Origin of the sequence: Mesorhizobium sp. M0052 (assembly GCF_040323255.1) — a bacterium.
Lineage (GTDB): Bacteria > Pseudomonadota > Alphaproteobacteria > Rhizobiales > Rhizobiaceae > Mesorhizobium.
Map to the genome: position 1 here is coordinate 296,403 of NZ_JAMYUS010000001.1, position 22,073 is coordinate 318,475.

At 60.8% G+C, this 22,073-nt stretch carries 23 protein-coding genes and 1 tRNA gene; 4 read left to right on the top strand and 20 right to left on the bottom strand.

Features of this window, described 5'->3' with window-relative positions; all coding sequences use genetic code 11:
* The first annotated feature begins 112 nt into the window (after nt 1–112).
* Nucleotides 113–203: transfer RNA gene (locus NKJ77_RS01390), tRNA-Ser, on the top strand.
* 220 nt (nt 204–423) lie between these two features.
* On the opposite strand, the gene NKJ77_RS01395 is transcribed toward NKJ77_RS01390, so the two are convergent.
* The 7 genes from NKJ77_RS01395 to NKJ77_RS01425 form a co-directional block, all read right to left on the bottom strand.
* A complete protein-coding gene (locus NKJ77_RS01395; protein WP_352533997.1) occupies nt 424–660 on the bottom strand; it encodes a hypothetical protein in 237 nt (78 codons plus the stop codon).
* A gap of 50 nt (nt 661–710) precedes the next feature.
* Nucleotides 711–1,058: a hypothetical protein gene (locus NKJ77_RS01400; protein WP_352533999.1), complete on the bottom strand. Its 348-nt coding sequence runs from the start codon at nt 1,056–1,058 to the stop codon at nt 711–713.
* A gap of 144 nt (nt 1,059–1,202) precedes the next feature.
* Nucleotides 1,203–3,242, bottom strand: coding sequence for an acyltransferase family protein (locus NKJ77_RS01405; protein ID WP_352534001.1), 2,040 nt, complete (start codon nt 3,240–3,242; stop codon nt 1,203–1,205).
* Between the two features lie 205 nt (nt 3,243–3,447).
* On the bottom strand, nt 3,448–4,047 hold the full coding sequence (locus tag NKJ77_RS01410) for a hypothetical protein (RefSeq protein ID WP_352534003.1): 600 nt from the start codon (nt 4,045–4,047) through the stop codon (nt 3,448–3,450).
* Between the two features lie 25 nt (nt 4,048–4,072).
* Entirely contained in the window at nt 4,073–4,267 is a 195-nt protein-coding gene (locus NKJ77_RS01415; RefSeq protein WP_352534005.1) for a hypothetical protein, read from the bottom strand.
* Nucleotides 4,249–4,491 carry an ABC transporter permease gene (locus NKJ77_RS01420; RefSeq protein ID WP_352534007.1) on the bottom strand — a complete coding sequence of 81 codons (243 nt, stop codon included), beginning with the start codon at nt 4,489–4,491 and terminating at the stop codon, nt 4,249–4,251. Before NKJ77_RS01420 ends, NKJ77_RS01415 begins: the two co-directional genes overlap by 19 nt.
* Before the next feature lie 112 nt (nt 4,492–4,603).
* Nucleotides 4,604–5,401, bottom strand: a complete 798-nt coding sequence (locus tag NKJ77_RS01425; protein ID WP_352534009.1) for a glycoside hydrolase family 108 protein — start codon at nt 5,399–5,401, stop codon at nt 4,604–4,606.
* Nucleotides 5,402–5,470: 69 nt separating this feature from the next.
* Between NKJ77_RS01425 and NKJ77_RS01430 the strand changes: the two genes are divergently transcribed.
* Nucleotides 5,471–6,037, top strand: coding sequence for a CatB-related O-acetyltransferase (locus tag NKJ77_RS01430; protein ID WP_023807183.1), 567 nt, complete (start codon nt 5,471–5,473; stop codon nt 6,035–6,037).
* Complete coding sequence (locus NKJ77_RS01435) at nt 6,034–6,819, top strand: hypothetical protein (protein ID WP_352534011.1); 786 nt, start codon at nt 6,034–6,036, stop codon at nt 6,817–6,819. The genes NKJ77_RS01430 and NKJ77_RS01435 overlap by 4 nt, the downstream gene beginning before the upstream one ends.
* Here the strand turns inward: NKJ77_RS01435 and NKJ77_RS01440 are convergent.
* From NKJ77_RS01440 to NKJ77_RS01450, 3 genes are all read right to left on the bottom strand, one after another.
* Nucleotides 6,803–7,165: a hypothetical protein gene (locus NKJ77_RS01440; protein WP_352534013.1), complete on the bottom strand. Its 363-nt coding sequence runs from the start codon at nt 7,163–7,165 to the stop codon at nt 6,803–6,805. The two genes, NKJ77_RS01435 and NKJ77_RS01440, sit on opposite strands and share 17 nt — an antisense overlap.
* A gap of 297 nt (nt 7,166–7,462) precedes the next feature.
* Nucleotides 7,463–8,386, bottom strand: coding sequence for a glycosyltransferase (locus NKJ77_RS01445; RefSeq protein WP_352534014.1), 924 nt, complete (start codon nt 8,384–8,386; stop codon nt 7,463–7,465).
* A gap of 47 nt (nt 8,387–8,433) precedes the next feature.
* On the bottom strand, nt 8,434–9,588 hold the full coding sequence (locus NKJ77_RS01450) for a pyocin knob domain-containing protein (protein ID WP_352534016.1): 1,155 nt from the start codon (nt 9,586–9,588) through the stop codon (nt 8,434–8,436).
* Nucleotides 9,589–9,635: 47 nt separating this feature from the next.
* Between NKJ77_RS01450 and NKJ77_RS01455 the strand changes: the two genes are divergently transcribed.
* Complete coding sequence (locus NKJ77_RS01455; protein ID WP_352534018.1) at nt 9,636–10,034, top strand: hypothetical protein; 399 nt, start codon at nt 9,636–9,638, stop codon at nt 10,032–10,034.
* Here the strand turns inward: NKJ77_RS01455 and NKJ77_RS01460 are convergent.
* From NKJ77_RS01460 to NKJ77_RS01505, 10 genes are all read right to left on the bottom strand, one after another.
* Nucleotides 9,987–12,158 carry a hypothetical protein gene (locus NKJ77_RS01460; RefSeq protein ID WP_352534020.1) on the bottom strand — a complete coding sequence of 724 codons (2,172 nt, stop codon included), beginning with the start codon at nt 12,156–12,158 and terminating at the stop codon, nt 9,987–9,989. The genes NKJ77_RS01455 and NKJ77_RS01460 overlap by 48 nt on opposite strands.
* Nucleotides 12,158–14,686, bottom strand: a complete 2,529-nt coding sequence (locus NKJ77_RS01465) for a glycoside hydrolase family 24 protein (RefSeq protein WP_352534022.1) — start codon at nt 14,684–14,686, stop codon at nt 12,158–12,160. Before NKJ77_RS01465 ends, NKJ77_RS01460 begins: the two co-directional genes overlap by 1 nt.
* A gap of 3 nt (nt 14,687–14,689) precedes the next feature.
* The gene (locus NKJ77_RS01470) at nt 14,690–15,703 is read right to left on the bottom strand and encodes a hypothetical protein (protein WP_031201276.1); all 1,014 of its coding nucleotides are present in this window, start codon (nt 15,701–15,703) and stop codon (nt 14,690–14,692) included.
* A complete protein-coding gene (locus NKJ77_RS01475; protein ID WP_081726051.1) occupies nt 15,696–16,088 on the bottom strand; it encodes a GNAT family N-acetyltransferase in 393 nt (130 codons plus the stop codon). Before NKJ77_RS01475 ends, NKJ77_RS01470 begins: the two co-directional genes overlap by 8 nt.
* A 47-nt stretch (nt 16,089–16,135) precedes the next feature.
* On the bottom strand, nt 16,136–17,719 hold the full coding sequence (locus NKJ77_RS01480; RefSeq protein WP_352534024.1) for a hypothetical protein: 1,584 nt from the start codon (nt 17,717–17,719) through the stop codon (nt 16,136–16,138).
* Complete coding sequence (locus NKJ77_RS01485) at nt 17,716–18,417, bottom strand: phage adaptor protein (protein WP_352534026.1); 702 nt, start codon at nt 18,415–18,417, stop codon at nt 17,716–17,718. Before NKJ77_RS01485 ends, NKJ77_RS01480 begins: the two co-directional genes overlap by 4 nt.
* A 5-nt stretch (nt 18,418–18,422) precedes the next feature.
* Complete coding sequence (locus tag NKJ77_RS01490) at nt 18,423–19,244, bottom strand: hypothetical protein (RefSeq protein WP_352534028.1); 822 nt, start codon at nt 19,242–19,244, stop codon at nt 18,423–18,425.
* An 81-nt stretch (nt 19,245–19,325) separates the two neighbouring features.
* On the bottom strand, nt 19,326–19,841 hold the full coding sequence (locus NKJ77_RS01495) for a hypothetical protein (protein WP_352534030.1): 516 nt from the start codon (nt 19,839–19,841) through the stop codon (nt 19,326–19,328).
* Nucleotides 19,842–19,859: 18 nt separating this feature from the next.
* On the bottom strand, nt 19,860–20,876 hold the full coding sequence (locus NKJ77_RS01500) for a phage major capsid protein (RefSeq protein WP_023831661.1): 1,017 nt from the start codon (nt 20,874–20,876) through the stop codon (nt 19,860–19,862).
* Between the two features lie 24 nt (nt 20,877–20,900).
* The gene (locus tag NKJ77_RS01505) at nt 20,901–22,064 is read right to left on the bottom strand and encodes a hypothetical protein (protein WP_352534031.1); all 1,164 of its coding nucleotides are present in this window, start codon (nt 22,062–22,064) and stop codon (nt 20,901–20,903) included.
* Between the last annotated feature and the right edge of the window lie 9 nt (nt 22,065–22,073).

The window sequence follows — 22,073 nt, forward strand, 5'->3', positions numbered from 1 at the left end:
TAGCGCGCTTGATTGGAAAATGGAACCCGGCGGGCAACCGCCGGGTTTTCATTTTGTCAGACCTTACCCACGTCCCATTGGGTGCAGAAGTCGCTGTAGCTTGCGGCGTTATGGAGAGGTGGCCGAGTGGTCGAAGGCGCTCCCCTGCTAAGGGAGTAGAGGTCAAAAGCTTCTCGTGGGTTCGAATCCCATCCTCTCCGCCAATTGCCCTTCTGAGAGACGTTTTGTCCGGGCTATGCCCGGTCTCGCGCACCTCACCGCCGCATCCCTCTAAGAGCAGTTCGAAGAGGCTTTCGACCTCGCCAGCGATTTCATGAGGGGCGATGCCGGCCTTCTCTGCCGCTGTTATCAACTGGATGGCCTTGGCTTCCCACGGGCTCGCTGAACTGAATACGCCCGCCGGGCGCGATATAGCGGCCTCGGTCAGTCAGCCAAGCCGGCGTCGCGGTGCACGATAGCACCGAGAATCGCGGCGTACACGCTGCCGACTTCCTCTGCGCAGGATATGCCCAGCTTGTCCGCGCGGTCTTCCTTCGCTTGCTCGGCCAGGTCGCTGATGCCAAGCGCGATTGTCTGCTGCGGATGGAAGGACGCTGACTGTAAAAGCCCGCCCAACCTTTCGGCGGGCGGGCTTGCACTGTCGGAACTGGAGAGTGTCATGTCGACAGCCGCGACAGGTCGGAAAGGGGTCGCTGGTTAACGGCGCGAGATCAGCAGGCAAGCCGGCGCAGGTCACGATCATAGGTATCTTCGTTGCTAAGCACTTCGACGCAGCGCTTCTTCATCCGAGTGACCTGGGCGTTCGACATATCGCCGACAACGCTAGCCAGATTCGGGTTGCTCGGAGCGGTCGGGTTGCTGGGGTTGGCGGCTGGATTGGCTCCAACGCCGACATTTACTTCGGTACCGACCCCGGTGACGACACCGTCATTGGCGCCGCCGGTGCCGATGGAAGCAGTCGCTCCGCCATGACTGCCGCTTTTGGTGCGATGTCTTTCACCAACTGAGAAGACCAAACTGACGGAACTTTTGCCGTGGAATGGTGTTCGTTCGAGCATGACGAGAATAGCCGACCTCGGACCGCCTAAGCCCGGTAAGCCACATGATCCTCACTTGCAAGAGCATTTCCATGTCTGCCCCATCTGCGGCCAGCAGGTCGACCGGCGCGACTTCCGCCAGGTCATGTGGCACCAGCAACCAGATCACGAGCCCCTGGAGTTCGACCAATGAGTGCCAGCCGCCCGTGGCTCATTGATTGCCGCGTCGATGCGTTTGCCGAAAATGTCGGCCATAGAGCGTGAATAGGTGGCGGTGAGGTGGTCACCGTCACGCCAGACATACACGTTGCCGATAACAGCGGCGCAGATGTTGCCTGGGCACACGATGTCGCTGAAGTCGACGAGGGGCACATGCGGGTAGAGGCGGTGAGCAACGACCAGCGGATCACGATCACGTTCCGATTTATATGGAACGGAGCAGCGACGGTCCCGAGCCATGCATCGCTCCGGGTTCGTTCCCCAAGCTGGTGTGTCGGCTATTACCACCACCTTAATGCCCAATGCCTCGATGTTGCGCCATAGCTGCACCAACGTATCGCTCACGGGCAGCTGGCTTCCGTCGTCGGGATAAGCACGTAAAACGTCTCTCTGTCCGAAAATGATGATGTCTGGCCTTTGTTGTTGAAAAATTCGCAGCATATGCTGGCCCCAGGTCAGGCAATCTGGAAACGGACGGTCGCTGTCAGACACCATGATCATGGCGGGGAACAGCGGGCAACCGGGCTTGGTAAAACTCTCCGCATTCCACCCTCGATCCGACGCGGTCACCTGAAACGCCGGAAGCCAGTGTTCTGCGTGCGAATCGCCAACCAGGAACACCTTGAGCCGCCCATTTGGATCGCCAACCTGGCAACCGACAGGTTCGCTGTTTTCGCGAGGCGGGCGGCAGCTGTCCGTTTGTGGCTTATCCTGCTTTATTGTCGGTAGCGAAGGAGCATAGGCCGCTACGGTCGGCACCGGCTTGTTGGAGAACAACGACCTAGCCCCTGGATAGTCGTCGGGGTTGTTCGAGATCAACGCTTCTTGCCGGGCAATTTCTATTGAGACAGCGCAAAATGCGATTAGAGGCACCAGGGGAACCGGGGCGAAAACGGTCAGGCACTCGATCAGTCGGGGGCGTGATGGCAACGATGCGCGGAAGCGGAAACGGTCCTCGACCTGGACCTTTGTGACGGCGGCCAGACCGACGCTTGCCGTAAGGATGGCCACGCCTCCCCAAAAGCCCATCGTTTCGCCACTTTGCTGTGTGGAAAAGACGATGATCGGCCAATGCCAAAGATAGAGCGAGTAAGAGATGTCGCCGAGGAATTGGAACGGTCGTGACTTGAGCAAAGCAAAGGCGCTGAACGACAACCGGCTTTGACCGGAGACGATCACCAGCGCGGCCGCTACCGTCGGCAACAGCGCCGCGTAGCCGGGGAAGGGTGTCTTGGCCGAGAACAGAAAGGCAGCCGCGAGGATTGAAGCTATGCCGGCAAGGCCCAGCACCCGCCGGGTTCGTTCGCTGAACCACATTTCCGCAGACGAAAGGCACAGCAGAGCGCCGAGCGCCAGCTCCCAGATACGAGTGTGAGTGACGAAATACGCCCGCGCCGGGTCAACAAGGGTGAGCCATACGGAGGTGGCAAGCGAGGCGATGAAGATTGCGCCTAGCACGGTGACCAGCAAGGGCCGCCAAGGCCTGCGGGCCTTTCGTGAAAGCCACAGGACGCCGATGATCAGCCCCGGCCAGACAACGTAGAATTGTTCTTCGATCGACAGCGACCAGTAATGTTGGACCGGACTCGGCGCGCTCGTCATCGCCAGGTAATCAATCGCCTTCGCGGCGAGCCGCCAGTTCTCCAATTGGAGGGCGCTGTGCACTAGTTCGTTTGTGCCGTCCCTCCAAAGGGCCGAGGGTAGATAGAGCGGGGTCGCCAAGCCCACCACCAGAAGCACAAGCATCGCGGCAGGCAACAGGCGCCGCGCCCGGCGAATATAGAAACCAAGTAGGCCAATTCTTCCGGTGTCCTCCACCTCCCGCAGCAAGACGCCGGTGATCAAGAACCCAGAAATCACAAAAAACACGTCAACGCCCACATAGCCGCCGGGGACCAGCCACGGCCAGACGTGGAACAAAGCGACTGAGCAGACAGCGATAGCACGCAGCCCCTGAATCTCAGGCCGGAAACTGGACTTGCTCAAATACTTGCTGCCGGTTGCTGCTAGGCTCGCGCTTACACAGAGTGAAACGTACGTGAGGGTATGGAACAAGTAGCCCAATAACAACCTCAGTACTCAATTTCGCATCAGCTGGGGGGGCGAGAAAAGCGAAAAGCCCGCCCCGGCGCGAAGCCGAGACGGGCGAGTAGGAAGGTCAGAAAGTCAGAAAGTCAGAAGGATACCGTCGTCAGGGCGCCGGCGGCACGCGATGCTCCGCCCGGTCAAGCCGCTCGAGGATGTCGCGGATTATATCCCGCTGATTGTAGACGCTGGCGGTTGCGGCCTTCATCTCATCGATCTGGCGCTGCTCATCGGCGAAGCGCTGATCGTAGTTTTGCCAGACGCGCTCATGTTCGGCGCGCGGAACCAGGCCGCTGCGGATGTCGGCAATGGCAGCCTCAGTGCGCAGGCGGTCTTCCGCCCCACGATCCGTTCGCCATTTCATCTCGGCTTGCGTGACCATCTTGTCGACAACGACGCTCAGCGCGCCCTTGACATCGCTGACATTTTCACGGATCGGGGCCAGAGCTTGGCTGCCTACGGCCAGCAGGATAGCGAACGAGACGCCGATCGCCGACCAGATGACAGGCCATTGCGTCTTGGAGCTCCCGCGCAACTCGGTTGCCAGCGAATTCACCGCGCCTTCGATGTTGCGAAAGCCGGTGTTCATGTTGGACCGCAGATCCACGATGTCGCGGCCCTGGTTCTCCACCCGCTCGCTGAGACGGGCATATGACGCCAAGGGGTCGAAAGGGACTGACTGTCCGTTGTTCATGTCATCCGCCATTCTGTTCGCCCCACCCACGCACTGCTTACGGCCGCCAGCCGCAAAGCTTTTGACCTTTTTCGTTGTGGGCCAAGACCTGGCTCACCTCGCCGTCTGAGAGCGCTGCGATGGCCTCGGCGGATAGGCGGATCGGGTGCTCCACCGCGCAAAATGAGCCGCCAGCCGTCGCGCAGCCGGCAATCGCGATGAGCACCGCAAGGGCTATTGCTTTGGTGACCATTTGCCCAGCCTCTCCCGGTTGACGCCCGGCGCGCGGCCGGCGACGGCATCATCGATCTTGTCGGCTTCGGTTGCGGCCACGGCATTGTCTGCTGTCTGCTTGTTGCGCTCGGCCTTTGCGCCGGCGAGTCGCTGTTGAAAGCCGAACCCAAGCGCGCCGATGATGGCCGCCCCGATTGCAAGGACGGTCGGGTTGCTCAGGAACCATGCGATGACCGCACTCATAGCGGCCACCAAAACCAGACGGCAAAGGCGGCGATGATAGCCAGGCTGACAGCGCCGACAGTGCGCAGCAGGCGATCGAACGCCGGGATGAGCAGTTCGCGGAAGCCTTCCATCACTCGGCCACCTCAGCCTTGATCTGACGCACCGCTGCGACGATCTGCGAGCGCAGCAAGAGCAAGATCAGGAGGAACACCAGCAGCACGACGCCACCGGCGAGAACCGCCTGCCAATCCATGCCGCCGAGCCAGCCGAGCCCGATGGCGCCGGAACCGAAGAGGCCGGTGAGCCAGGACAGGAAGCCGGATTTCTCCTTGACCTTCTGCTCCACCTTTTCAGGAACGACAGGTTTCGGGACTTCGACGGGCACTTCAACCCTGATCGGCGGCGGCGCATCGGGCAGAGCGGCCATCTTTATGGCTTCATCCCGCACTGAGGACACGCGGGACGACCAACCCTTGCCGAAAGTCTTCCATGTCGGCAGACGCTTCAGGAAGGCCATACGCTGGTCGCAGACCTCGTCCACCACGGTAGCGCGCATCATGCCCTTCAGCTTGACCAGCGTGTCAGGGCCGATCTTCCCATCCTGCTTGGCGCCTACGACCGCCTGAAGGCACTTTGCAGCACGTCCCGGCCCGGAGTTCACCGCATAGTCAAACAGCGCGTAATCGACGCCACCTGGCAACTGAGCGCCGGCCACTGCGTCCCAATAGAAGCGGCGATAGACCGTCGCGACTTGGTCATCGCTGATCTTGCGCAGATCGGCTTTGCTGGCATCGGCCTTCACATAGCGGCGGAAGTTGGCCAGCGTCACGCCTTTCATGGTCGCGCCGCCAGGGTCGGCCGGATTGTCCGACCAGAGCCCTTCCGATTTGAGAACGAGCGAGAGCGCCCGCGCGAAATTGCGGTCCATGTGTAAGCCTCTTGAGGTTGCATTTGAAAGAAGGTAACCGCTATTTGGCGGTCAGGGCGGGATGTCTAAATGTCAGTATTCTCTAAGTGGTTCAAAGACGCGCGCGCGAAACTGCCCGATAATGTGTCGGTCGGCCGCCACACCTATGGCGTCACTTGGCGGAAGGTGCTTTTTCCGACTAATGAAGCCCCTCTAAATGTGGGAAGCTTCTGCTCTGTTGCTGGCCAAGTCCTGTTCATGTGCACCGGCCAACACCAAACCAAGAGTGCCACTTCATTCCCGATCTATAGCCGCGTCCTGAAGCAGCCTGAGCCTTTACCCAACGCTGGGAAGCCTGGGGGCATCACGATCGGCAACGATGTTTGGATTGGCCACGGTGCGATCATATTGCCAGGCGTGACAGTCGGCGACGGCGCTGTTGTGGGTGCCGGCTCCGTCGTCGCCAAGTCTGTCGAGCCCTATGCGATAGTGGCCGGCAATCGCGCGCAAGTTGTCCGCAGCCGGTTCCCTGCTGATACCGTTGTGCAATTGCTGGAAATACAGTGGTGGTTGTGGGACGACGATAAGATCAAGAGCGAGGCAGCTACTCTCAGCGGTCCGATCGAGACTTTCATTGCAAAGCACGCCACTCGATGAGGGACGTTTTCGGTTATATCGCGTATGGCGAAAACGAATTGTACCATCGCGGCGCGTTGCTGAGCGCACTCAAGCTTTTGTATCATTGTCCAGAAGCAAAGATCATTGTTGCGACGGACAGGCCCGAATTGTTTATCGACTATCCCATGGAGACGTTGCTTCTGACTGACATGCAGAAAGAGGCTTGGTCCTTCAGCGGTCAATATCATTTTGGCATCAAGGCACGGGCGCTGATCAAACTGCTGAGGATGACCGACCGCCTCATCTTCATGGACTCAGACCACTACCCAGCAGGATTTCTATCCCTTGGCTTCGAAAGCATTTCGCCTAAGCATTCAGTGATGCGACGCCTAGAGAAACCCCACAAATGGACGCCTGTGCTGGAAGGGGAAGGCCTTCGGATCGGCGAACATGTTATCACGGGCCGCGAACCTATGTGGCAAAGTGGCATTCTCGGAGTGCATCGAGACAATCTTCCCGCTCTGATGGACGCGTATCCACCGATGCTTGCTGTCCATCAGATATCGAAAATTGACGCTGCGGAGCAGTTCTGCATCGGCATAGCCTTGTCCTTGGGGGGGCGGACGATCAGCCCGCATAAGCTCAAGATCAGGGACTATAATACGCGAGGGAAGAAGGCGTTCGCAGAACCTCGTGTACATCGCTTCTTCGATGCATACGCTGCCGAGCCCGTTGCACGGCAAATCGTCGAAGCTGGCCGATATCGAGTGTGGCGGACGCCGGTGGATATCATTCGCCAAAAACTCAAGGCGCGAGGATGACTGCAGGATCAAGCCCAAGAGCACGGACTAGCCCGACTGCGTCAGGATCGTCGCTGTAAACTTCCGGCCGATCCGGCGCGAACCAGCGGGCAAAATAGATTGGGTTGCCCGCCAGGGCGGCATAGGCCTGCGACATCTTGCCAGCCTCAATAATCCGAGCCTGCACAACCGATTTTGGCACCATGCGACGCTCACCAGGCGGCGCGCTCCACGCTTTGCCATCCCAGAGTTGGCGGGCATCTGCCGGGGCCTCCAAGACCTCAATGCCATTTTGAGGCAGATCGACGTTTTCACCGTCAAAGCCGCCGAGATAGACGCCATCCGCGTCGACGAAGAATTTGGTCATATCTGCCGATCCCTTTACTCAGAATTTGTCATTGGTGTATGCCTTCGCCAAGCATGGTTTTTCGCCGTGAGGCAGAGATGTTTTATTTGGGGTTGGCGGTCGGCTTTGCGTTGGGCATCGTGGCAATGTCAGCTGCCGTTTATTATTGGACGCACCATGATGATTTTGAGATCAGGCGGGGGGAAGAGCGTTAGCAGCATAGGCCTTCCGCCGGCTAGCGGCGCACGCCTTGAGCTTTGGCGAAGTATTTTGTCATGGGAAACCTCCGGTTTGGGCATTGCCGCCCGTCCGGAAACTTTACGGAAGCGTTTCGCCGTCAAGAACGCGCTGGTAGAGGGCCAGGTAGGCTTTAGTGGTCTTTTCGATTGGGAATCGGTCAGCAGCCGATTCGCGGCAGCGGAGTGCGGACATCCCGCTGATCTCGTTCAGGCCGGTCGCGAATTCATCGTTACTGTCGAAAAAGCGTCCGGTCTCTGCGTTAACTGTTTCAGGTAGCGCGCCGCGTCGAGTAGTCAGTACTGGAGTTCCGCATAGCATTGCCTCGACCGGCGCCATGCCGAACGGCTCATCCCAAGAAATCGGGTTGAGGAAGGCTTTTGCCTCGCCCAACAGCCGCAGCTTTTCGTCACCGTCGACAGTCCCCGTGAAATTGAAACGACGCGAAAGGCTTTTGAGGAACACGCCCCGAGTCTTGCTACGCCCGAGCAACTTCCAGCGAGAGCCGCCGGCAACGTCGAGATCGAAGTCAAATCTCTTGGCGAGGTCGACGGCGCGACCGAGACCCTTTCCCGCTCTTGCGATACCGCCGAGAAACAACAGCCGACCGGTCTTCTTGTCGGCGAGCCGGTAGGCATCCACCGGGAACCCGTTGTAGACGAATGTCTGCCGGCCCTGGTGCCGGGCGTGGCTGGCGCTAACGAAACTCCAGTTCAGCCCTTCCCTTGGCGTATTCGGCACATAGCCGTGCAGCGTGTAGAGCGCTCGGTGACTGGTCTCGGCCTCGTACCAGCCGTTGAAATGCACAATGTCGGTATCTGGCGGGATTGCCGCCACGCTTTCGGGCGCAGATGCAGCGTGTCGAACCTCACAAAGGGGATGTGTAGAGCCATGGGCGGCAATCAGCGTGACCCGATGCCCCAGACCGACCAGCGTGGTGGCCAGCCAGTCTACTTGGCGCTGAGTGCCACCGTAACCTTTGCAGGGTATTTCGCCTTGAACCACGACAGTAGCATGCATTTCGCAGGTTTAGACGGATCCTATTCAGCAAGCTAGGCCCACGCCCTGAATACCAGCCTCCAGCTTGTGTTCGTTATGTTGGTAAGGCTTGCTCCGCTTTTGGCCATAATTCGAAGTGAACTGGAATTGGCGCCAATTCGAACATTCAAATTGGTTGTATCCGGAACCATGCTGATGGCCTGCACGGTAGCGTCAGTAGTGTTCAGCATAGGATTGATGGCGACTTCATCGCCGATCGAATACGCCAAGTCCGCAGTCGTGCACTGGATGACGGCGATGTAGAGCTTCGGCTTCACCCCTAGCCCATGCGCCAGCGTCAATGTGCCGCCGGCCGTGATGGTCTGCTGGGCGCTCTCGTAGGCTTTCTGCAGAAGCGCCGTGCTCGACTGAACGTAGCGGGCGTCTTGCTCGGCCTGAGACCACTGGATTTTAAACCAAGCACCCCACACGCCGCCGTTCTGGTAACGGCGCCAGATGGTGGTGTTGGCCGCCGTGGCATTCACAAAATCGTAAACCGTTTGGGTTCGGTAGCCGGCCGCCCCGTGTGCCTCGACCGTGCCGATATTCCACCCGGTGTTTGCCGCAGGGGCGTTGGCCGCCCCACTGCCCATATACCAGCCGTTGTCGACCGCAGTGTTCCAGTCGGTGATCGTCTTAGCCACCACACCAAGGCGCGCGGGGAGGTTGGCATCAGAGATTACTGCGACTGGTTGGCCAGACGCGCGGATGTAGGATCGAACACGCCAGTTGCCACCACCCAGGGACTGCGCCACGGCGGTATCACCGGCTGCGGCAACGATGTTGGCGGCCCCCGGCAGGATGAGCGTGGCGGCATTATGGGTAAGCGTCGCCGCTCCGGAGAAGGTCAGGAAACGCAAGACGCCGCTGGGCAGCACGCCCAAAGCGGTGATCACCGCCGCGCCCGACACCGTGACGGAGACACCGGTTGCCGCGGCCAGATCAGTCGTCGCAGCTGATGCGATGACACTGCTGGTCGTGTGCAGAGCATCATTGCCACCGACCGCCGAGCTCGCGCCCGTGCCGCCCATCGTGATTGGGCGCGGCGTGTTCATGATCGACAGAAGATCGGCCAAGAAGGCGTTGTACTTCCCGCTCTCGATCGTCGTGTTCGGAATCGCCGTTGTGTTCGGCGGCCATGACGTGACGCCGGCTCCATTCATAGGCATTGGCAGCACCTTTTGCTTTTTGGGGGATTGGTCTATGTTCCGCGCCCATGCGCGTCAGAATTCTTCAGGTCATCGCTGCCGTGATCACGATCGTGATCTTGGTTTTCGTTCACGATGTCCTAGCCGTCCTTGTGCGCATGCTTGAGCTGCATCTGATGGCAGGGCTTGTGGTGGGCGGCATCGGCACAATCGGCGCTGTCATGGCGGTGCATATGCAGAACCCGGCTGCGACTGCGGGAGTGAGCAAAGCCGGGCGATACCAGATATCGTTTGTCATTGCCGCATGCCTGGCGGGGACTTACGCCTTTTGGTTTGCCGCAGCGGACACGATAGCCAGCGGACGGCTATTCGTGGTCGGAGTGGGGGTCGGCATAGTTGCGATGTTGGCGCTCTTTGGTTCACTGGCGTTGTGGGATCGACGGACGCTGGCCCGACGACAGCAGTAAGGCTCGAGCGACATCGTCGATCTCTGAGGTTGGCAACCGCGATCCCGCGTTAGCTTTCAACAAGGCATCGATCACGGCGCTGTTGTTACTGGTCAGGGTCCTGGCAATCGCAGCGCGAGATGCTTCCGATTTGAGGCCGCTCAGCGCGTCGACAACTGCATTCACGCCCTTGACGCCTGTTGCGCGAGCCACGCCCGGAAGCCCTCCGGCCATATAGGCTTGAGGAACGCCGAACCCGTCGCCACCTTGACCTGTGAGCGCCTTCTGCGCCGCCTGCCGCGCAGCTGTGTACGAATTGCGGGTAACCTCATCGGTGGTCTCGGCAAAGAGTCGCTCCCTGTCCAGCAGATCGATGATTTTTCCGGCCCTCTCTTGCCCGAAGAGCGTCGATAGCCGAGCGCGATTCCAGTCCCCTTCGCCCTTGATGATCTGCTGAAGCGCGACCCGGTCGTTGGCTTTGGTGCCAACAATGCGCTCGATCTCGGCACGAGCTCCCTCGCGCAGACGAACCGGGACGGCAGACGGTCCGATCTGCAACCCCTGCGGCAAGGCGCCCTGGCTGGCCTCTGCCGCCAACTCGTCGGGGCGAGGCGCTTCTCTACCGCTGGATAGGACCGTCTGACCACGGCCGACCGCTTCCTTCTGCCTTGCGAGTTCGGCGTATTTCGCGTCAACCTCTTTGATGCCGGGAACAGACGCGCGAAGCTCGTCATCGACGGCCTGACGGGCTGTGGTCAGCGCGTTGACCGCATTCGTTCCCTGCGTAGTCTCCAGCATGTCATCGATCGCATGACGGGTGTTCAACAACTCGCTGGCATCGCTCACCAGCGTCGTCCCGGGCGGCGGCTGGCCGTTAGCGCGAGCCCTGGCAATATCGGCCGGCGTAGGCTGGTGGTCCAGCATCGCGCGGACGCGCTGAACGAGCCGTTGAGGATCGCCGCGCAGCGTCTGGGCTTCGGTCTCCAAATATCGGGCAATCGGCAGAGTGTCGACGGGGCCGGCATCACGCAAAGCTTCGCGATACTCCGGCGCCAGCGCCTGCTGATTGCGGTTGGCGCGATCGATGATGCGCGACGGCGTAGGAGCCTCGCCAAGGGTTTCGTCAAGTCCCGAGCGAATGCGCCAGTTGGCGTCAGCGTCGCGAGCGTTGATTGCCCCTTTTACAATCGATCGGCCTTCTCCGGGCAACGTCACCAAGCCGGCGGCCTGCTGCCGCATGTTGTCGCCGAGATCCATGACCATGCCCGATGGCCCGAGATCGGCTAGTTTCCCTCGCGCACCTGCGTCGAGCGCATCGTTCCCAAAAGCCTTTGCCATCATCGCGGCAGCAACCTTATCGACGCCGAGCGACTTCGCCGCACCTCGCAGGTTCCAGCCATCGGCGAGATATTTGACGCCCTTCCCGACCAAAGGAGCCACAGCAGGGGCAACGAGGCCGAGGCCCGCGCCTGTGGCAGCTCCCCAACCGGCCTCGTTCAGATCGCCACCAGAGCGGACTAGCGCGTCAGTTCCATTGATGACCGCGCCAGAGGCCGCACCCATTCCAAATTTGCCGAAATTAGTGGCGGCGTTAATGCCAAAAGCCTCCGGCGCTGCGGCCATGGCCGGTATCGTGCCAGCAACCGCACCAGTAATCTGAGACGCCCGATCCAGCTTCGGGTTCATCGACTTTTCCGCAGCGGTGCCGGCCTGAATTCGCTTCAGAACTTGGTCATAGGTCTCGTCAGACGCTCCTGCGATTGTCGCAGCAGCTGCCCGATCGACGCCGCCTCGGATCATTGGGCCCAAGATCGGGATGCCCTCCAGAATCCCGCCCGACGTGGTGCGCATTTTGCTCAGAGCATCATCGCCCTCGATCTTGTCGGTGAGCGAATTATAGCCAGGAGGCGCGAATGCTGGCACGCGGGCCGGCTGCAACGTCTCTTGGTCGACCCCGGCAATCGCGCGCTTTTGGTCGGGCGACAGCGCATGCATCTGTTGGGCGAGCGCAATGCCGGCTTGAGCGCGAGCATCGGGACCCGAGGATGCGCCCGCCTGGCCGAGCGCGCTCAGCGCGGTCCTTTCGTCGGGCGCGTCGACTTCGTAGGTCTTGCCGTCCGCGCCTTGAATTTCGAATGTCGCCATTATGGTTTCACCCTGATCCGAACACCGTTGCCGACATCTTTCCAGCCATCCGGATTTGGCGATGCTGCCGGAGCGTTCGGCTCGGCCGTCGTCCGGTCGACCGAATCCTTGATGCCTTCCAGCATGCGCTTCAGCTCTTTGACGCTGTTGGCCGCCCTGTCACCCGCCCCGCCAGTAGCTGCGGTGTAGACCTGGCTCGGAAGGTTCCATGCCCCGCCGTCCTTGGTCACGTCGACAACCGGGTCGTAGATCATGTTTTCCATCAACTGGAGATCAGGCCCGTTGAGAACGCCCAGATTGAAGAGTTCCTTCATCTGCAACATGATGCCCTGGCGGACGGTGTTCAGATTGTCCTTGGACGCGCCGGGCATTGCCTCGATGCCGGTCTTGGCGACCAGCTCCGAATAGCGGTCGAGTTCGCCGGTGATGGCATCGAACGCCTGGTCGACCGAGGAAACCCGGTTCCGCTGTGTTTCTGTCGGCTTCATTGTGCCTGGGATGACGGCTCCTGCAGAAGGAGCGGCCGAAGGCGGCGCAGCGACGGCGGGAGCCGGTGCCCCAGCAGCAGGAGGCGCTACCTGAGCGGGCGAAGTCACTCCTGGCGCGGCTGGTGCGGCAGGCACGACACCACCACCGGGAGCCTGTAGCCATGCCGGAAGGTTGGGCGGCATCTGAATAGGCACCATGCCATCAGGCGTCTGCACCATCTGCGTTTTTGGCTGCGAAATGATAGCGTAGGCAGTCGCATATTCTCGCGAAGCGGGATCGGCGGTCGAGAGGATGTTCCAAGCCTGCGCATCGAGGCCGTTGCCTTCGAACTTCGTCGGGCCGCCGCCTGAAATGCTTTTCGTCTCGCCGCTGGCCGGATCGAACAGGGTGTCGTCATCGAGCTTTTGCCACTGCTTCGGCGGAACGGCCAAAGACTTTCGCGCAGCCTGAATTTGCAGCTGCCGCAAAGGATCGGCCTCCTGCATTTTCTGCTGGAGCATCATATTGGCCATCGCCTTTTGCTCGGGCGATGCCCACGGGTCAGCGGCAACCTGCATGATCTGCTGAATAGACGGACCGCCCTGACCGGGCTGGATAGCGCCGCCAGTGCCGCCAGCCTCTACCGGGATGCTGGACAGGTCTTGCTGCGGAGACATTGCCTGAGCGACCTTCTGGACGCCGGGAGAGGCTGGCGAGGCCTGCTGCGGCTGATGAGCGCCCGCGAGAGCCGCAACTACCGGCGACGGGGCTGCCGCTGCTGGTACGGGCTGCTGAGCCGCGCTGAGGGCCTGCACGACGCCACCGCGACCGCTCAGCAGTTCTGGGCTCATCATTGTTGACAGCACGCGCTGGCCGGCCGGCGTGGTCGCAGCAGGATCGCCGGGGCCGGGATTGGGCAAAGGCGCATCAGCATTGACCGGAATCCATCCCTGATCACCAGTCGCGCCGGCCATGCCAGTTGTCTCGACAAACTGATAGGTCTTGCCGTCGGCGCCCCGGCGAACTTCACCAGCTGTGCCAGACCCTTGCGGAGCGCCTGGATAAGTCGGACGCGTTGCGGGTGCCATCGGGTCATTAGGATCGAGCGGAGGGAGGCCGCTGGGATCATACGCAGGAGCCGTGGTGCCGGGTGCCATGGCGGTGAGGGGGGCTGGGGCTGGTTTCATGCCAGCGGAGGGATCAAGCGAGGCAACCTGAACTGGGTCTTGTGACTGCTCCTGCTGAGCCACCTGCGCTGCCTGTGCGGGTGTAGCGCCAGCGCCAAGCGCCTTCTGATAGGTCGCAACGAACCTGTTCGTGTTTGTCCCCTGTTCGATACCACCGGGAAGGCTCGTCCACGTCCCGCTCAAGACCTGGCCGACCTTGGCGATTGCGTCAGGATCGCCGGACTGAAGAACGTCATCAAGCACTTGGCCCGTTTTGGCCTTGTAGGTCTTAGCGGCGAGGTTCCATGCAGCCTTATCCTGGTTGACTGGCGAGAAGTCGGGCAAACCGAGTTCCTTCGCCTCATCGTCCCATGTGGAGCCAAGAAACTGATATTTGCCGGCGGCCGACGAGGTGCGGCCAGCATTCGGCCCTGTTTGGATGCGCACCGCCTGGTTCGGATGGTGGGAGAAATCATCGAACTTTCCGCCGCCATAGATGACGTTGTAGCGACCGCCGCTTTCTGGGCCGGAAATCGTGTTGAGCAGCGCCTTCTGATAGGGCTTTGCGTCTTGCCATGCGAGTTGGTCGCCGCCGTAGTCGGCCGCGCCGCTCGCGGAGGCCGCAACTGGAGAGCCCGGGGCCGCCGGGAAGGTGCCCGCATTGATCATGCCGCCAAACGCGTCGGTTGCACGGGCTTGTCCGGCGGTCTCTGCCGCGTCGGCGCGCCTGTTGAGCACATTCTGCACGATGCCATCGCCGAGCGCGTTCAAGCCCTCGCCGATGTTCTGCGGCGCGCGCTGGGACGTCATCAGCGCCTGGACAATAGCCCGCTTCTTGGCGACCGACGCAGGCGTCTCGCCCTTCTCGGCATCGAAGATGAATGACAACGCCATGTCTCAGGCCCCCAACGACAGAGCTTTGCCGTAGTCGACCTGGCGATAACCGTCAGGCCGACGCGAAACAGCATCGGGTCGCACCTTCTCGACTTCGCTGGCCATGAGCCCAAGCCGCATCGGAGCGCCCTTTGCCTCGCCTTTGTAGTGGAACTTCCACAGCCCCATTTCCGGGGTGATGTCGGCGAGCCGTTCCTTGTCCTTTTTCGCGTCGTCGTCGGACAGTCCGATGAGCTTGCTGCCGAGACCGAAAAGACCTCCGACCAAGCTTCCGGTCTGCGCGTTTTTTGCATTCACTGCGTCGACGCGCTGCTGGTAATTCTGGTTGATCAGCCCAGCGTTGTCGGTCGTCGGAATGGTGCTGCCGGTATAGCCGGCGGCCTGTGGCGAACTGACCTGCGAGCCGGAAAGCAGCGCCGTGATTTCGTTGATCGGCTGGTTGCGGATCGCCTGCCCTTCCGCGAACGCCTGCCCATGCCCCGAAAGGATTAGCTGGTTGTTGGCGTCATTGACGTTCTGGCCTTGCTGGGCCATCGCTCGGTCATAGGCGGCCGAGCCAAGTTTGATGCCCTGATTTGAGAGCTTTGTTGCCAAGGCATCTTGTTGTTGAGCCAAGATCGGATCGAGGCGCGCTTTCCCGAGCTGCAGCAGCCGTGCTTCGGTCGCATCGTTTGAGCCGTCGAAGGGCTTGGCCATGTAATCGTTCAGGAACGACGACTGATTGTTGGCAAGGGTGCCAAGGTTCAGCTGCGCCTTGTCGGTCTGATCCTTGATCGCCTGCTGCGCAGCGGAAAGCGTCGTCGTCGCGGTGCGCGTCGGGATTTGATAGGTCTTGCCCGTATAGGGATCAGTGATCGATTGCGTGCCGCTGTTCGTATAGGTGATCGTGCCATCAGGCCCGACCTGATTGGCGTTGTTCAAATACGAGTTGGCAATAGCAGTCGAGATGTTCGTCCCGGTCGACGCCGCGGATGTTTCCTTGGGATCTGGCGGCTTAGGTGCTGAGGCTTTACCCATTTGTCTTCCTCGTAAAACGGCCGTTGCGCCAGTCTTCTTCAGTGAGCGTGAAAACGTAGCCGTCTTCGTCGCGGCCGCGCATGCGCTTGATCAGGTAAGGGGTGAAGCCGAAGGCCTTCGCGATTCGAACCATGCGCTCGTTCTTTGCGGAAACCTGCAGAACCACCATCTGGCAACCGATCTGGTCGAACGGATACGAAAACATGATGTGGCGGACATCCGCCGTCAGCCACCGCGGCGTTTTCGAAGCGCTCGAAATCTGGATCAGCCCCGGGCCTGGTTGAAAGTCATGAAACACCATGCCGGCGACGAGTTCGCCGGTTTCGTCATCGCCCACGCCGATCGCCTGGCATTTGCCGAAGCCGGTTTCGCAGCCCGGCGTCATGTCGGCCACGAACCGAGCGACCGCTTCGCTATGGCCGAAAATCAGTTTCAAACGACCACCGAACCGACTTCATAGGTCATGTCGATCGCGACGAGCTCGGCATCAGGCGTCGGCGTCACACCACAGGTCACCTGCACCTGAGGCGCGATGGCAAAGCCCGTCAGGCCGACAGAGACCCATTTCGTGGAAACCGTCTTCGTTGCGCTGGCGTCCCACTTCGCAACATCCCAGAGGCCCAGATCCCATTCATCGAAAACGACATCGTCGGCAACCGACGACGGCGCCGAAGGCAGTGAGACCTGATAGTCCTTCGAGACTGAAAGCTTGGCGATGAATTTGCGGCTGGCCAGGAAGACCGTCCGCGCCATGTGAACGATCTTGCTCCGCGCCGGCGACTTCATGTGATCGAACAGGCCAACATAGGTGCAGGTATAAGGCGAGCCATCATCACTGCCGCTGACCTCGCACTGCATGATCTTGCCGTCCGACGTCCCAAAATACGCCCAGCCGTCATGCAGGACTAGGCATCGCGTATCCCAGCCTGTGTAGTCCGCCCATGCTCCAGTTTGCAGGTTGACGACGAAGCACCTCGCATCCTGTCCGACATCCGCCGGCAGCGAGACGATTGCCATGTTGAACAGCGGCCACTTCAGGATTTCCCAAGGCAGATTGGCGCGCGCCGCCGCCTCACGGCGCCAGTCCGGTTCTATGTTGCGGGAAACACTAATCATGGACAGCGCGGCACGATCTTTCTGGATCGCCTGCGAGATCGGGATGATGCCATCATCCATGCCGATCAGCAGTTCGCCGCCAGCCTGCATGACAGCCCGTTTGCCGCGAGGCGGCGACATGTCATAGCGGCCGACGAGCGACCAGTCATTCGGATCGGCGGGGTTTGCACCCTCGTAGACCGCTACCTCGCCCTTGGTCGAAACGAACACGAATTTGTCGTCGACACCGTCGCCGGCATCGAGCGACCAGGTGCCGCCAAAAAGCAGCGATCCGCCCTTCTGGAAGACACCGGCAAGTGAGAGATCGACGGCGGCGCCGGCAATGGTGTCGACTGGTAGAAACCACGCCGTAAGGCTGTTTTTTTGGATGAAGAATTCGCGGTTGCGATAGGTCCAGACGTGCGAGAGCTTGTTCGTGGCAATGGTGCCCAGCGCGGCCACCGTCGTCCATGCCGTGCCGTCGAATTGGCGCATGCTGTCCGTGCCGTTCACCGCCGACAGGTAGTCGCCGCCAGCGGTCTCGAACTGCACATAGGAGAAATAACCGCTGGTCAGCCCGGAGACCACGGGAGCCGGCGCTACATTGGGGTTGGCAGGGTTCGTGACATCGAAAATCTTCGTGCCATCCGCCGCGAACATGAACCGGCCCGGCGACGCGTCATAGGACATCATGCTGACCACTGCGATAGTGCCGATCGTCGCCTTCTTCTTCTCGCCGCCGCGCAATCGGATGCCGGTTGTCGTCGGAAACCAGTTCTCGAGGACGCGGGCACCCTGCGGCTTCGATGCAGCGAGATTTTCATTCGAAATCTTGCCCCGGATCGGTGCTGGAAATGTAAGCGTGCTGTGCCGCTGCTGCGATTGGGCCGCAACAGGGACGCGCCTGAAGCCGGCCCTCATGGCGTGATTACTCCCGGGAAGGCAAAGTCAGCATCGATCGTCGAGCGGCGCCCACCGACGGCCAGAATGTTGGAGCCCTTGTCAGCGCCGGCTGACACCGAGATGGCATCCTCATAGGTCGCCATGTCCTCGGAATAGGACTGCCCCTTGTTGGCCTTCCATTGCCAGATCATGCCGAGTTTCAACACGCGCTCATCGAGCCGGAACACGTCATCGTCAGCCGTGAAAGCTGCTTTTGTGGCGCCGTCCTTGTCCTTGATGATTTTGTTCGTCAGATAGTAGAATTGCGCCGTGGCCGGGTTGGGGATGGCGGGCTTGATCTGGATCTGATCGCCGATCATCGTCCAGGCGCCGACGAGGATCTGAAAATTCTGCACCGCCAGGCCCAGCCACTCGTCGCTGTCGGGATAGTGCGTGAGCGATGTATAAGGGCTTGCCGACGGCCAGACGCGTGCTTTCTTCAGCATGCGCTGGTAATCGACCGGGAGATTGAGGCCGGTCGAAACGCCGTCGCCGGTGAGGGTGGCAAGCGTCTTGAGTTTGGTCCAGTCCCGTGTGTCGAATGCGATCCTCTGCGCCATCTCGTTGGCGAGCGACTGCAATTCGATATCCTCGCGGTCGGTCGACGAAAAGACGGCGGTCGGCACGGTCAAACCGATGACCGTGCAGACATCCTTGATGACGCTGAGGATCGTCATTGGGATCAGTCCACCATCGCCAGTTCCTTGGCGGCGGCCACCAAGGTGTCATGGTTCGGATTGCCGCGAGGGCGACTGCCGGTTTCCTTGGCGATGTAGACCTTCAGAGCTTCATCATCCATCGCCTCGATTTCGGCAGCGGTTGGCGGCGTGGTCGGCTCGGTCTCTTCGTCGCCGTCCTCGTCCTCGCTAGTTTCCTCGTCGTCGTCGCCGGGTTCATCGTCGGCGGCGGTATCTTTGGCCGTCGCGCTGGCGCCCTCCAGTGGCTTTCCCGCTTGCATGAACTCCTCGCGCAGCCGGCGTTCATCCGCCAACTGCTGGGTCAGGGCCGCGACCTGAGCCGCAAGGTTGACGATGTCGGCGCTGCCGGCCGCATTGTCGAGATAAGCCTGCGCCTGGTTCTTCAGTTCGCGTCCGCCCATGCCGAGCTGCTTCAGCGGGGTGCCGTCCAGCGAAGCAAGCTGCTCGACTGTGTGGACGCCGAGAGCCTTCAGTTCGCGGCGCTTGCCTTCCTTCAGGAACGGCGCTTCGGACAGCGGCGTGCCGGAGAGCGGCTGAGAGGTTCCGTCTTTGAAGGCGAGATATTGCTTGTTGTAGAGCTGCGCATACGTGACGAGACCGCCGCCGGCCGCGATGCTCTCGCGCGTGGCGTTCGGTTCGGCATCATGTGCCGGATAGGTCGCCTTGGTCTGGCGGTTTGCCGGGAATGAAAGGTCGCAGACCTCCATATCGGTGAAGATCGGCCGGCCGGCGGACCTGCTGGCTTGTTCGTTGGGGATGACGTGATTTCGAAAAACGACGTTGACGATGTTCAGGTTCGCACTCATGGCGAAACTCCTGTCTGAGAGGGTGCAAAGAAAAACGGGAGCCGAAGCCCCCGTTTCAGTGTCCTGTTGGAATTGGCCCGTTTACGCGGCCAGAGCGTCGTCGACGTACGGTCGATCGATCTCGAACTCGCCGAGACCGGCAGACGGTACGCCGATCGCAGAAGCGCCCTTGGCGTTCTTGACGCGGTCGCCAGCGACAACAGCATCGTCGACGCTGCCGGCGGTCGCCGTGGCGTAGACGTTGGCATTGTCGAGGAAGCCGACCAGAGCCTTGCCGATCGCCTTGCCCTTGATCTGATACCAACCGAACTGGCTGGCGACATTCGCGGACATGGCGACTGCAACGGAACCGATCATGTCGGGGCCGAGGAGCACCGTCGACCAGTCGTCAGGATTGTAGAGCACCCACGAGCCGACACCGGTGGTGGCGACGCCGGCGAGATAGATGAACTCGCCGACGCCGTAGACCGGATCTTGCGCCTGGATGATCTGACCCAGCCAAGGGCCAGGAGTGGAGCGCCCGGCCGCCGTAGAGGCCGGGAGCGTTGCGGCGATCGGCGGGAGACCGAGGTGCGGAGTGTGAGGAACGTAAGCCATTTTTCTGGATCCTCTCCTTTACGCGGCCGGGTTGCTGTCGATGAGCTTCCACTGGAACAGCGGATTGTTCATCGTCAGTTCGCCCATGAAGCCGATGTACTGGACATTTGCGTCCTGATTGATCGGCATCATGGATTTGCCGATCTTGTTGAAGTTTCGTTCCGGGTGGTAGCGGAGCCAGAGCGTGTCGGTGTCCAGACCATAGGTCGTGTTCGCCGGCATGTTGGAACCAATGCCGCCTTCCTGGACGATTTCAGCAGAGCGACCGGCGCCGAAGTATTTCAGCGACGTGAAGCCGAGCTTGCCGAGCCCAGAAACATCGTTGACGCGCTGGATTGCCACGGTGGCCGCGTCATAGGCCGCGTAATGCTCCGGCGACATCAGCAGGAGATCGGCGGCCCTGGTGCCACGCGAGCGCTGCGTCATGATCGAGTTGAGCATCGGGCGAATGGTGGTCGCCGTGACCTGCGTTCCGATAGCCGGGAAGGCAGAGTTCGCGTCGAACACTGAAGTGCGCCAAATCGCGTTGGCGCCGCGGTCGATTCCGGCATAGACGCCGGAGTTGACCACAGTCGGAACCGCGAGCTGGAGGCCGCCAAGTTCCTTGCCGCCGAAGCGAGTGCCGTTGCCGTGGAGCGAGATATCGACCTCGTCCTGCAGCTCACCTTCCGCAGCCTCGATATGAGACTCCAGAATGTCCATGAGCTGGTTTTCGCCCTCGTTGTTGAGGATGTCCTCGTTCGCGAGAGTGACGGCAACCGCGCACATTTTCGGCGAGTATTCGGCGTCGTTGAACAACTCGGCCGGAACCGGGTTGAGGAAGTCGAAGCCGTTATACCAGACCGCCGAACCCGTCTTGGTATAGAGCAGGCGCTGGCGGATCTTCGGGCCGGAGTATTCCTTGAACTTGCCCTTGCGCTTAAGCACGTTGAGCAAGGCGTTGGAATTGGAGACCAGGTCCTGGTAACCCGAGGCTCGATCCTCAAGCGCCAGAGACAAAATCTCCTGGTTCTTTTCTACGGAAGTAAGAGCCATTTCGGCCCTCCTTTTTGCGATGGATTATCCGATCTGGGACACAGCCCGCCGGAGCGAATCCTTGATTGAGGTGGAAGCCCGCTTCGTTGCCGGGTCTGAGCCAGCCGAGGGCGCGCCTGTGATGGATTTCTGGCCCTTCAGGGTCTGAGCCTGCGGGTCTTGAGCGGTGCGCGTCTGAGGCGCTGCTGAAACTGTGGTTGTCGATGCGGCCGGGTCGGGATTGAGCATTTCCGCGAGCTTGTAAGCTTCGGCCAGATTGGCGGTTTTGCCTGATTTCAGGAAAAAGGCGATGTCTTCGGCCAGGTCCTCAAAACGGGGATTGTCAGCCGCGAATTTCTGCACCTGGGCGTCGATCGTTGCGACATGCTGCTGCTGCATCGTGCTGGTCACGCCGCCGACGCTATGCTTGAGGGTCTCGATCTCGCGCTTGAGCTGCTGGATGGTGGCGTCGTTCTGGCCCTGCACCTCGTCCGGCTTCTGGCCCATGACATGCGCAGCGAGCTGGCGAAGCGAGATGCCGGCATAGTCGCAAACGGCTTCAATGCCCTTCAGCGGGTCCGAGAGTAGCGTCCGCTCCAGATTGGTGTAGCGCGTCATCGCATCGCGCATCGTGGTGTTGTTCTTGGTGGCCAGTTCGTGGAAGTCACGGACCTTCTCGAATTCCTCCGCTGGCACGCGGTGCTTTTCGATGCCGGCTTCAAGCTCGCGGATCGAGCGGTGAACGGCCGCCTTGACCGGGTCGGGAGCCTTCTCCCATTCGGCCATCGCAGCGGCATCGCTCTTGAAGCGCGCTGGCGCCTCGGCATGGCTGGTTTGCGTCTTGCCGGACTCGGTTTTGGCTGTCTCTGCCGGCTTGGCAGGCTGCTGAGTGGTGTTCGCGTGCTTGGTAGGCTTCGGATCGGGAAGCGTCTTGTCGGTCTTGTCAGCAGCCTTCTCGCCCGGCTTGGGCTGGGTCTCCACCGGCGCAGGTTTCTTGCCGGTGTCGGTCCCTTCGGCCTTGGCTTTCTCATTGACCTTTTCGGCCGCTGCCTTCAGCGCTTCCCGAGCGGTCGGGGCCTTCTTCGCTTCCGGTTCCGGCTTGGGCTCGGCGGTGTTTGGTTCGGTGCTGATCGGAGTCGGCGTCTGCACGTCGTCGGCAACAGTCGAGATTTCGGCGGGCGCCGAAGCGCCTCCGTTCAAGTCTTCCATGGGATTGCT